This is a genomic window from Streptomyces sp. NPDC104307 (assembly GCF_055584045.1).
This window is the reverse complement of record NZ_JBVJMU010000005.1, coordinates 61,482-72,417: the sequence shown is the minus strand read 5'-3', so window position 1 is coordinate 72,417 and position 10,936 is coordinate 61,482. Positions and strand designations below refer to the sequence as shown.

At 71.0% G+C, this 10,936-nt stretch carries 9 protein-coding genes; 3 read left to right on the top strand and 6 right to left on the bottom strand.

Features of this window, described 5'->3' with window-relative positions; genetic code table 11:
• Positions 1 to 106: 106 nt before the first annotated feature.
• Genes ACZ601_RS15555 through ACZ601_RS15540 form a run of 4 tightly spaced genes read right to left on the bottom strand, consistent with a single transcriptional unit; the run spans position 107 to position 4,228 of the window.
• Complete coding sequence (locus tag ACZ601_RS15555) at positions 107 to 1,372, bottom strand: glutamate synthase-related protein (protein ID WP_469537742.1); 1,266 nt, start codon at positions 1,370 to 1,372, stop codon at positions 107 to 109.
• Positions 1,369 to 2,385 (bottom strand): asparagine synthetase A, encoded by a 1,017-nt coding sequence (locus tag ACZ601_RS15550; RefSeq protein WP_469537740.1) that lies wholly within the window; start codon positions 2,383 to 2,385, stop codon positions 1,369 to 1,371. Before ACZ601_RS15550 ends, ACZ601_RS15555 begins: the two co-directional genes overlap by 4 nt.
• Positions 2,382 to 3,779 carry a methylaspartate mutase gene (locus ACZ601_RS15545; RefSeq protein ID WP_469537737.1) on the bottom strand — a complete coding sequence of 466 codons (1,398 nt, stop codon included), beginning with the start codon at positions 3,777 to 3,779 and terminating at the stop codon, positions 2,382 to 2,384. The genes ACZ601_RS15550 and ACZ601_RS15545 overlap by 4 nt, the downstream gene beginning before the upstream one ends.
• On the bottom strand, positions 3,776 to 4,228 hold the full coding sequence (locus ACZ601_RS15540) for a cobalamin B12-binding domain-containing protein (RefSeq protein ID WP_440574609.1): 453 nt from the start codon (positions 4,226 to 4,228) through the stop codon (positions 3,776 to 3,778). Before ACZ601_RS15540 ends, ACZ601_RS15545 begins: the two co-directional genes overlap by 4 nt.
• Before the next feature lie 261 nt (positions 4,229 to 4,489).
• On the opposite strand from ACZ601_RS15540, the gene ACZ601_RS15535 reads away from it, so the two are divergent.
• A complete protein-coding gene (locus ACZ601_RS15535) occupies positions 4,490 to 4,771 on the top strand; it encodes a hypothetical protein (RefSeq protein ID WP_469537734.1) in 282 nt (93 codons plus the stop codon).
• 144 nt (positions 4,772 to 4,915) lie between these two features.
• Positions 4,916 to 5,128, top strand: coding sequence for an MbtH family protein (locus ACZ601_RS15530; protein ID WP_469537732.1), 213 nt, complete (start codon positions 4,916 to 4,918; stop codon positions 5,126 to 5,128).
• 91 nt (positions 5,129 to 5,219) lie between these two features.
• On the opposite strand, the gene ACZ601_RS15525 is transcribed toward ACZ601_RS15530, so the two are convergent.
• Complete coding sequence (locus ACZ601_RS15525; protein WP_469537729.1) at positions 5,220 to 6,146, bottom strand: ornithine carbamoyltransferase; 927 nt, start codon at positions 6,144 to 6,146, stop codon at positions 5,220 to 5,222.
• 77 nt (positions 6,147 to 6,223) lie between these two features.
• Complete coding sequence (locus ACZ601_RS15520) at positions 6,224 to 7,588, bottom strand: AAA family ATPase (protein ID WP_469537728.1); 1,365 nt, start codon at positions 7,586 to 7,588, stop codon at positions 6,224 to 6,226.
• Positions 7,589 to 7,862: 274 nt separating this feature from the next.
• Here ACZ601_RS15520 and ACZ601_RS15515 point away from each other — a divergent pair, with 274 nt between their 5' ends.
• Positions 7,863 to 10,877: an AfsR/SARP family transcriptional regulator gene (locus ACZ601_RS15515; RefSeq protein ID WP_469537725.1), complete on the top strand. Its 3,015-nt coding sequence runs from the start codon at positions 7,863 to 7,865 to the stop codon at positions 10,875 to 10,877.
• Positions 10,878 to 10,936: the final 59 nt, after the last annotated feature.

The window sequence follows — 10,936 nt, the reverse complement described above, 5'->3', positions numbered from 1 at the left end:
TGCGAAGTCGTGCGGTGGGGCGGGGAGTCGGCGGGTGCGAAGTTGTGCGGTGGGGGCGGGGAGTCGGCGGGTGCGTACGCCACCGCCTCGTCGGCGGGGCGGGGAGTCAGCCGGTGCGGGACGCCACCGCCGCTTCGGCGGGGAGCAGGATGTCGTCCGCTTCCAGTGCGTTCGCGTGGTACTTGCCGACGGAGCTGATCAGCAGCCGGAGCTCCAGTGCGATGCTCTCGACCAGCCGGACCAGTCCGGCCTCTGCGTCCTCGTCCACGGCGAGGAGCGCGGCCCGGCCGAGGCCGACGGCGCGGGCGCCGAGCGCCAGGGCCTTCGCGGCTCTGCCGCCCTCCCAGATCCGCCCGCTGGCGAGCAGGCAGTGCTCGGTGGGGCCGATGCGGGTGAGGCACTCGCCGAGCGGGAGTCCGACCTGGCCGAGGAAGCCGGTCGGCGCCCAGGCGGTGCCGCCCTCCGCGCCGTCCACCGTGACGGAGTCGGCGCCGGCCGCCCAGGCGGTGGCGGCCGCGAGGGCGATGTCACGTCCGGGGTGCAGTTTCACCCATACCTTCACGCGCGGGAAGTTGTTGCGCATCAGGCGGATCTGCTGGCGCAGGATCTCCTCCGTGAAGGTGCCGGGGCTGCTGATCCGCAGGACGGAGTCGCTGTCCGGGCCGAACACCGGGTCCATGGCGTACTGTTCCGCGACCCTGCCGCCGGCCTCGCGGCCCAGGACGGTGAGTCCGCCAAGTCCCGGCTTCGCACCCTGGCCGACCTTCAGTTCGAAGGCGAGCCGGCCGGTGGCGAGCAGCGGTTCGGAGACCGGGTCGCTGTAGACGAGATTCCACACCTCGGCGTCCGCGTCCTCCGTGGACTGCTGGACCACCACTCCGCCGTGCTCGTCGTCGGCGGTGGCGGTGTAGGCGGCGATCCGGCCGAGCAGCGGGGAGGACCCCGAGTCGGAGGCGGCGCGGTAGCCGTTGACCGGCACCACGTTCTCCCCGATGACCATCGGGATGCCGAGCTGTCCGGCCTGGCGTCCGGCGGCCTCGCCCAGGTCGTGGCTGGCGACCTGGGTCGAGCCGAACGCGGACACGTACAGCGGCAGCCGGGAGGTGAACCCGCCCACGGACGTGCTGAGTTCGACATCGGTGTAGAGCGGTTCACGGGCCAGGTCGATGAGCTTCTTCAGCCGTTCCGGCATGAACACCGGGGGGACGATCCTGGCCCGCTCCAGCAGGTCCTGCGGGTCGTGGCCGGCCGGGATCGCGCCCAGCAGGCTGCTGCCGTACGACTCCAGGGCGGGGAAGGCCGCCGCCGCTCCGGCCCTGGCCCGGTGCCGCACCTGTTCCTCGGGGAAGCCTTCTGCGCTCAGTACGCTCATGCCGACACCACTCCGGGGAGCTTCGGGTAGGCGCTGGCCTCCCAGGCGGCGGTGCGGCCGGTGACGTACCGGGTGAAGCGCTCCAGGCCGATGCCGAAGCCTGAGCTGGCGGGGATGCCGCGGCGGGCCAGGTCGAGGTACCAGCCGTACTTCGCGGGGTTCTCGCCGGTCTCGCGCATCCGGGTGACGAGGGCCGCGTAGTCGTGTTCGCGCTCGCTGCCGCTGGCCAGCTCGCCGTAGCCCTCGGGGGCGATCAGGTCGAAGTTGCGCAGGATGCCGGGGCGTTCGGCGTCCTCCTGGTCGTAGAAGCCGCGCGAGCCCTTGGGGTAGTCGACGACGAAGAACGGGCGGCTGGTCTTCGCGGAGAGGATCTCCTCCCCCTCCCAGTCGATCTCGGCACCCGGGTCCTGCGGATGGCCGAGCGCCACCAGGTCCGCGGTGGCCTCCTGGTGCGTGGTGCGGGCGAACGCCCCCCTGACCACCTCCCGGAACGCGTCCGGGTCCCGGCCCAGGAGCTCCAGATCGCCGGGCATCTCGCGGACGACCTCGTCGACGACGTGCGCCACGAGCCGCTCGGCCAGCTCCATCGCGTCCTCGCGGCCGGCGTCGCGGATCTCCACGTCTATCTGGTGGAACTCCGCGAGGTGGCGGTGGGTGACGGCCGTCTCCAGCGGTTCCAGACGCACGTTGGGCGCGATGTAGAAGATCTTCTCGAAGGCCATCAGGGAGGCCTGCTTGTAGAGGATCGCGCTGGTCATCAGCTTGTACTTGTGGCCGTAGAAATCGATGTCCACCTGCTTGGAGCCCCGGATGCCGGGGTCGGTGACCGGTCCGATGACCGGCGGCAGCAGTTCCTGGAACCCCTGACCGGTCAGGAAGGCGCGGGTCGCCGCGAGCATGCGGCTCTGCACCCGCAGGGTCGCCCGGGTCGGCTCCGCCATCAGGTGCTGGTCGGGAGAGACCGGGAACGCGGGCGCGACGCGGGCGCGGGGCTCGGCACTCGTGCTGGTCATGGTGCTACCTCCTGGATGTGCTGCCGATGGGCCGCCGGTCGACGGGCTGCCGAGGGAAGCGGGGTGCGGGAGAGGGATGAAGGAAGGGTGCGGTCGTGCCGGCGCTGGACGAAGGACAGGGCGTCGAACAGCCCGGCGGCGGTGAGCCGCCGGCCCCGGTCGCGGACGGGTCCCAGGGGCATCGCCCCGATCTCGGACCAGGTGAGGCGGCCGGAGCCATCGATGCGGCTCCGGGAGCGGCCCGCGTTGTCGGGGTGCAGGCAGAAGGGGACGTCGAGGTAGCCGCGGGCGAAGGCCTTCAGCAGCGCCTGGCCCAGGTCGTCGTCGAGGTTCAGCACGGCTTCCACCAGGGCGCGGGCCTCCGCGTAAACGGCGTTGTCGGCGGCCGCGGGCGGGCCGGGCAGGATTCCGGGACCGGCCGCCGCCCGGTGCCGGGACGCGGCGCGTGCGGCGACCCGCAGCGCCTCGACGTTCTCCGCCACCGTCGGGATGCGGTGTGCTTCGGCGACCGTCTTCACGATCAGCCGGGCCGCCCCGGTCTCCACGGCCAGTTCGGCCGAGCGCTCCAGGAGGTCCAGGGAACCGCTCCGGGTCTGCGGGTAGAGACCCATGTAGGTGTAGAGGACGATGTGCCAGTCGGTGTCCGGCAGGAACTCGCCGGCCAGCCGGCGCAGCGCGTGTACCGCGTCCCGGTCCTGCGCGGCGTTGGTCTGCTGGGCGTAGCTGAGCGAGATGCTGCGCAGCCCGGCGCGGTGGAAGAAGAGCGCCTCCAGCGCGCTGATCGCGACGAGGAGTCCGGGCGGGCAGAGCTGCCCGAGCATGCAGCCGCCGAAGGTCTCCAGGTGCGGTTCCGCCCCGGTGGCGCGCAGACCTGCCAGGAACTCGCAGCTCTCCTGCCAGTTGCGTACGGAGTCCAGGAGCGGGGTGCGGCCGTAGGGCAGGCAGTAGGAGACCGGGCCGCCCTCCGTCGCGTCCAGGCCGAGCCTGGCCAGTGCGGTGACGATCCGCTGGGGGCGTGCGGAGCCGTGCCGGATCTGGACCGGGAAGCCGGCGTCCCGGACACCGTCCAGGACCCAGCGCGAGGTGTGGGGGCTGTAGGAGGTGATGGGGAACCCGTTGAGCGGAACGCCGCTGTTCAGTGCGCGGACCGCGGACGCCTCGTCGCTCACCCGGGTGTAGCTGTCGATCGTCATAGTGCCGACGACCGCGTCCGCGGCGCCCTTGGTGGCCAGCAGTCCGGCCCGCATCAGGGCAGGTCCGGAGAAGCCCATGCGGGGCTGTACGACCAGGGCGCCCCGGTTCTGTGCCTCGGCCACGAAGCGGCCGAAGGAGAGCGGGCGCCGGTGCACGGTGGTGCGGCTGTCCGGGGCTGCCGCGAGGGTCTGCGGGGTCATCGTTCCACCTCCCTGGGCAGTGAGCCGACGTAGGACTCGAAGGCGGTGAGGTCGACGCCGTCCTGGAAGACCGCGTCGAACCCGGCCCTCCTGAGGACGTCGGCCTCCTTCTCCCCGCCGCCCGCGACACCGAGCTTGCCGCCGATGACGGCGGGCAGGGCGGTCAGCTCCCAGCGCGAGCGGATGGCGCCGATCAGCGGCTGGGCGTCGTTGAAGCCGTGTCCGTTGACGCTGCTGACGACCAGCAGGTCGGGCTGGAACTTGCAGCAGGACTCGACGATCTCGTCCTCGGGCACGCAGGAACCCAGATTGACGACCTTGTGCCCGAGGTCTTCGAGCAGCAATTGGATGTAGATGAGATTCCAGGTGTGCGCATCGGATGGCAGTCCGGTGACAACAACATCCAGCGGCCCGGATCGATGACGAGCCGCCCATTCCGCAGGCTTCATTGTTCGCTTCGTCCACATCATTGGATGACAGGGGGAGAAAGAGGTCCAGACGTGGCCTGAACTTCCTTTCGGTGACCAACGTAGATTCGTCGCGGAGCCGAATCCGGCGTGACCGGCGGCAACTGGGCGGCAGGAGAGCAGCAGTTGGCCGACAGCGCCGTGCCGGGCGGGTGTCGGGGCGTGAGACTGGCCGGACTGCGCCCGCAGAATTCAGCGCCCGGCCCTGTGCACACCGCCGGCGAACGACCGAGGAGTCATGACATGGCAGAGACCGGCCACAGCGTCCGGGCGGCGGACGTGCTCGCGGACGTCCTGGCACAGGTTCGGGAGAGGGTCGACCGGCGGGAGGCGCTCGGTGAGGCGCAGGTCGCCGTGCTCGAAGCCGCGGTGAACATCGTCCGTGCCGGTCAGACCGGTTTGGAGGCGATGCCGGCGGAGCGGTCGGAGCTGGTGCGCGAGGCGCTCGGCGCGGTGCGTGCGGCGACCGTGGCCACCGGGGTCGCACTGACCTATGCGCATCGGACGGCCCGTGTGCCCGCCTGACCCGTGCTGCGTGGTGCCGCCGATCTGCCTGGGCTTCTGCCCGGCGAACCGGTCGGCGGCTCCTAGCCTTTGAGGCAGGCGACAGAGAAAACAGTCAGACCCGATGACCGAATGAATACCTTCGTCCAACCGAGGTGAAGAATCATGGCAACCAACCCGTTCGAGGACTCTCAGGGCCGTTATGTGGTGCTGGCCAACGAGGAGGGACAGTATTCGCTGTGGCCGGCCCGTATCCAGCAGCCGGCGGGCTGGGAACTGGTGAAGGGCGAGGGCAGCAAGCAGGAGTGCGGCGAATACATCGAGGCAAACTGGACCGATATGCGGCCGCGTTCGGTCGTCGCGGCGATGGGTGGCTGATCCCGCCGCCACTCCCGTGCCGAAAGGGCGGGTGCGAGACGCGTACAGCGTCTCGCACCCGCCCTTTCCGTTCGCGGTACGAAAAGAATGATCAGCCCCGGGAGCCGGTGACGCACCACTCCAGGACCGAGGCGGCGGCGGTCATCTTGTGGTGGGCCTGGCGCCAGGCCAGGCTCGCCGGGCCGTCGAGGACCTCGTCGGTGACCTCCTCGCCCCGGACCGCGGGCAGGTCGTGCAGGAAGACGGTCTCCGGACCGCCGAAGCGCTCCAGGAAGCCGGCGTTGATCTGGAAGCCGTCGAAGTCGCGGAGCCAGTCGGGGTTCTCCTTCGTCACACCCATGGTCTGCCAGCGGCTGGTGTACACCGCGTCCACCGGGCCCGACACCTCGTCCGGCGTCACGACCTGGTTCACCAGGGCCCTGCCGCCGCTGAGTTCGGCCGCCAGGTCCAGGGTCTCCTTGGGCACCTCGTATCCCCTCGGGCACAGCAGGGTGAGGCGCAGCCCTGGGGTGAGGGCCGCGGCGAGCGCGAGGGCGGCGCCGGAGCTGTTGCCCTCGCCGACGGCGAGCAGGTGGAGGCCGTCGAGCGAGCCGAACCGTTCGGTGAGCGTGGCGAGGTCGGCGATCGCCTGGGTCGGGTGCTCGTCCAGGCTCAGGGCGTTGACGACGGCCAGGTCCTCGCTGCTGCCGAGCCGCCGGATCTCCTCGACGTCCCCGTTGGTGCGTACGACGAGGGCGTCGAGGTACTGACCGAGCACCCGGGCGGTGTCCTCGACCGTCTCGCCGGTGGTGAGCTGGAGCTCGCTCGGGCCGAAGGTGATCACGTCGGCGCCGAGCCGGGTCGCCCCGCTCCAGAAGGACGTACGGGTCCGGGTGGAGGACTTGCGGAAGTAGAGGCCGACCTGGCGTCCGGCCAGCGGCTTCGGCACGATGCCGTCGCGGCCGAACGAGACGGCGCGCTGGACCAGCTGGTCCAGCTCGGCGGGCGTGAGGTCGGCGAGCGAGATCAGGTTGCGCATGGGTGAGGTGCCTTTCGTGAGGGCGGGAGCGGAGAGGGACGAAGGGCCGGAGTTCCGGGCGGTCGGGGCTGCCCGGCTCATTCGGCCGACGCGGAGACGAGAGCGGCGGGCGCCTGCTCCCGGTCCTGTGCCGAGAGCACCGCACGGACCAGGTTGAGCACCGTGAAGCCGACCGGGTCGCCCGCCGTGGCGGGCAGTCTGCGGATCAGGCCGCGGACCAGCAGGGCATGTACGTCACGGGCGGTCCCGGCCAGCGGGGTTCCGCAGGCGCGGGCGGCGCCGTCCACGGTCCACGGGTCCTCCAGGCCCGCCAGTGTGCGCAGCAGCGCGGCTGCCTGCGGGGCGAGTCCGGTGACGGCGGCGGTGAGCCGTTCGCTCAGGGTGGGACCGGCGGCGGGATCGGACGGGGTGACGCCGTCGAGCAGCACCAGCGGAGTGGTGCGGGCGATGTCCAGGAGTTGCTGGGGCGAGTAGAGGAGCAGCCACGACGCCGCGCCCTCCAGTGCCTGCGGCATCCCGTCCAGTGCCCGGCAGATGTGGGCGACGGTGGTGACGACGGTGTCCGTGGGGAGGAAGTCGGGCCGCGCGTAGCTGACATGGGAGAGCGTCAGCTCGACGGCGTGCCGGTCCGCGACGAGCGTGTCGCCGGCCACCTCGCCGGCCAGCTCCGCGGCGGACGGCACCGCGAGCGGAGCCAGTGGCAGCAGCCGTCCGCCGGGCAACTGCACCGGCCGGTCGGAGGTGGTGAGTATTTTCAGGCGCTCGCAGGCTCGCAGCAGATTCAGCAGCCGAGGGGTGACATTCGGTGACGCATCGTGACCGTCCAGCACGATCAGGGTCTCCTTGGACCCGATGAGCGTGGCGAGCTCCTCGAATTCCCCGCCGTCGCGGACGAGTGCGCGCACCCAGCCGGCCACGGTCGACTGCGGGCTGCCGGAGCCCATTTCCGCGGTATCGGCCGGGCCGTCCAGACTCACCCACAGGACCGGAACCCGGTCCCTGGCGTGAATGACGGACGCGGCTTCCTGGGCGAGCCGGGACTTTCCCACTCCCGGCAGGCCCACCAGTGTCAGCAGCCGCTCGTGGTCCGTACTCAACCGAGCGGTCAGTGCCTCCAGTTCGGGGCGCCGCCCGACCAGCGGGCGCAGCGCGGGGGGCGGTGTGGCGAGGTCCGCCCCGTAACTGTCCTGGAAGACGCGGCCCACCGCCTTCGCGTCGACGGCGAGTTCGAGCTCGACACGTCGGGCGTCACTCAGTCTCATGGCATTGGCGAGAAGCTTCAGCGTTTCCCTGCGCGGGTGCTGAACCCTCCCCAGTTCCAGGTCCCGAATGGCCCGGACGCTCACGGTGGAAAGCCCGGCGAGCTGTTCCTGAGTGAGCCCCGCTCGTCTGCGCGCATTCTGCAGAAGAACGTCAAGCCCGTGTGCAGGCTGGGAATTCATCATTGTCTCCTCGGTCTCCACACGATCAGAAAGGCAATAGCCGGCTGCCCGGCCTCCATGGACTGTCCGGAACGCGCCCCCCGGACCGGGATCATTCCGGCCCGCTCACGCTCCGTACGCTCCGTGACAGCCAAGGTCTGCCGTCGATGAACAGCGTCCATCGAGCCATTCCCGAAGTCTTCCCGGTGCGGTACCGCGACTTCCTTCACGCAGGGGCTACGATCACTTCGCGCCTGGGTAGAGCTGCGGGTGGGCAGAGCTGACGGGAGGATGCGTGTCAACAGCGGAAGAGGTTCGGCTGCGCTTCAACATTCTTGGCCCGATCGAGGGGTGGTCGAACGGGACGCGGCTCCGGCTGGGGGGAGTCATCCAGGAGCGAGTTCTGGCCACGCTGCTTCTGGAGCCCGGAAAGGTGCTTCCGGTTTCGCGTCTGGTCGAGGCTGCCTGGGACGAAGAACCACCGCCGACGGCACCGCACCAAGTGCGCAAGGCGGTCGCGGATCTTCGCAGGCGGATACCCGGCGGCGCCGACGTCCTGCTCACCGATGGGCCCGGCTATCGCGTCGCGGACGAGCAATGCGAAATCGACCTGGCCGAATTTGGCCTACTGATACGGAAAGCGAAGCAGACGGCCTCCGAGGGCCGCGCGGCCGAAGCCGCAGAGATTTTGCGCGGCGCTCTCGCCCTGTGGCGGGGGCCTGTTCTGTCCGGCGGCGGCGGCCCGGTCATCAAGGCCGCGTCGACCTCCATCGAGGAGCGCCGGCTGACCGCCGCGGAACAGCTCTTCGAACTCCACCTGGGTCTCGGTGAGGCCGCCGAACTCGTCGTCGAACTCCGCGAGCTGGTCCAGCAGCACCCGTTGCGCGAGTCCCTGCGCGGGCAGTTGATGATCGCCCTGTACCGGTCCGGGCGGCAGGCGGAGGCCCTTGAAGAGTTCGGCAGGGTGCGCGAGCTCCTCGTCGAGGAACTGGGCATCGATCCCGGCCCCAATCTGACCAAGCTGTACGAGGGAATCCTGCGGGAGAGCCCCGAGCTGGCCGGCCCCGGACCGGCGGTCGCCCCGGTCGCACCGGTGGCCCTGCCCGCGGAACCGCCCAGCACCCTCCCGTACGACCTCTCCGACTTCACCGGGCGGGACCGGGAACTGGCCGAAATACAGCGTGCCGTGGAGGACGGCGGCGGACAGGGCCCGCAGATCCTGGCCATCGACGGCATGGGCGGCTGCGGCAAGACCTCGCTGGCGGTGCGGGCGGCGCACCGGCTCGCACCTCGGTACCCGGACGGCCAGCTCCACATAGACCTGCGCGGGTACACGCCCGGCGACCAGCCGGTGACCGCGGGCATGGCCCTCGACACCCTGCTGCGGGCGCTCGGTGTGCCGGGCAGCCTCATACCCGACGACGTACCCGCCCGCACCGCCCTGTGGCGGGCCACCCTGATCGGCAAGCGGCTGCTGATCCTCTTCGACAACGCGGCGGACGCCGCCACCGTACGGCCGCTGCTGCCCGCCTCCTCCGGCAGCCTGATCATGGTCACCAGCCGGGCCCGGCTGGTCGATCTGGACGGCGCGCGGTGGATCTCCATCGGAGTGATGCCGCCCCAGGACAGCGCGATGCTGGTGGCCGAGACCCTCGGCGCCCAGCGGGTCGCCGCCGAGCCGGAGGCCGCCGCCGAACTCGCCCGGCTCTGTGGCCACTTGCCCCTCGCCCTGCGCATCGCCACCGCCCGGCTGCGCAACCGACCGCGCTGGACCCTGCAGTACCTGGCGGAGCGGTTGCGCGACGAGACCCGAAGACTCGACGAGCTCAGCTCCGGCGCCCGCAGCGTCTCCGCCACCCTGCGCCTGTCCTACCAGGCCCTGGACGAGGAGTGCCGGAACGCGTTCTCGACGCTGGCCCTGCACCCGGGCAGCGACATGGACATCCACGCGGCCGGTGCGCTGCTCGGTACGGGTGCGCGGGACGCGGAGGATCTGCTGGAGATGCTGCTCGACGTCCATCTCGTACAGCAGCCGGAGATCGGTCTCTACACCTTCCACGACCTTGTCCGCAGCTTCGCGCAGAGCCTGCTCGTCGAGTCCGCCGAGCCCGCGGAGAGCTCGGATGCGGTGGAGCGGCTGCTGAGCTACTACCTCACCGCCACCGAGGAGGCGTGCGACCTCCTGTACTCCGGGCGGCGCCGGCGCAGCACGGGTATCCCGCCCTCCACGGCCGAACTGCCCGACCTCGGCACCGCCGAGCGGGCCCGCACGTGGTTCCTGCGCGAGCAGACGGCGCTCCTGGCGGCCGTGACGCTCGCGGAGCGCAAGGGCCACGACCGCTATGTGGTGTGTCTGTCCCGCAATCTCGTCTTCCAGCTCAACGACCTCGGCCTCCTGGAGGAGTTCGGTGAACTGAGCCGGGTCGCGGTCGCCGCCGCCGGACGGCTGCAGGATCTGTCGCTGCTGGGGGTGAGCCTCTCGAACCTCGGCGTCGCCTGCTGGAAACTGGGCCGTCTCACCGAGGGGCTCGAAGCCGCCAGGGAGAGCCGGGACGTGGCGATCCGGCTCGGTGATCTGCACACCCAGGCCCACAGCGAGAGCATCCTCGGCCAGTTCAACAGCCTGCTCGGTGACTTCTCCGAGGCCCTGGGCCACATGGAGACGGCGATCGCGCACGAACGGGACCTGGACATGCCGCGCGCGGAGGCCGAGAGCCTGACCATCCTGAGCACGCTCTACGAACAGTGGGGGCGGTACGAGGAGGCGCGGGACGCGGCCCAGCGGTCGGCCGAACTGAGCCGGCAGCTGGGGCAGCACGAGGGTCTGCCCGGGGCCATCACCGATCTCGCCTTCGCCCATGTCGGTCTGGGCGCCTACGAGGAGGCCGACCGCTGCCTGGCGGAGGCCCGCGCGCTGTACGGGGACGCCGGCAACGAGGTGAACCTCGCCCTGACCCTGGCGCTGTCCGCCGATGTGGACAACCTGCTGGGCCGGCCGCCCCACGATCCGGACCGGGCGGAGCGGGCGCTGGCCATGATGCGGACGAACTCCTCCCCGCTGCGCCGCGCGAAGGTCGAGAACATGGTGGGGCGGCTGCGCCGGCGCCAGGGCGACACGGCGGCGGCGCTCGCGCTGCACACCCATGCCCATGCCCTCTCCTCGTCCCTCAGCTATCGCATCGAGGAGGCCTACGCCCTCGCGGGCATGGCCGACGCCCTCGGTGACGCGCCGGACGCGGTCCAGTACCGGGCCGAGGCCGAGAAGCTCTTCGCCGCGCTGGGTGTGCCGGCCGAACACCGCCGCGGCTGACGGCTCACGAACGACGGCAGACGCAGACCCAGACGGCAGACGCACGACGCACGGACAGC